This window comes from Micromonospora sp. PTRAS2 (genome assembly GCF_054052245.1).
The window spans coordinates 1-251 of record NZ_JBSWBU010000076.1 but is presented as its reverse complement, the minus strand read 5'-3'; the positions used below and the strand labels follow the sequence as shown (position 1 = coordinate 251).

At 78.1% G+C, this 251-nt stretch carries 1 protein-coding gene; it reads left to right on the top strand.

Annotation, left to right across the window (positions count from 1 at the left end):
* Positions 1–251 (top strand): glycosyltransferase family 4 protein (locus ACVMYR_RS33220; RefSeq protein WP_457123715.1); only part of this gene is annotated, 251 nt, incomplete at both ends.

Sequence of the window (251 nt, the reverse complement as noted above, 5' to 3'; positions counted from 1 at the left end):
CCGCCGGTGCTCGTCGGCGGCCTCGGCCGCCACGTGCACGCCCTCTCCGTCGCCCTCGCCGCCGCCGGCCACGAGGTCACCGTCGTCACCCGCCACGCCGACGGCGCACCCCTGGAGGAGTACGCCGACGGCGTCCGCGTCCTGCGCGCCGCCGAGGACCCCGTCGCCTTCCCCCTGGCCACCGGCAGCCTCCTCGCCTGGACCATGGCCTTCAACCACACCCTCACCCGCGCCGCCCTGCGCGCCACCGA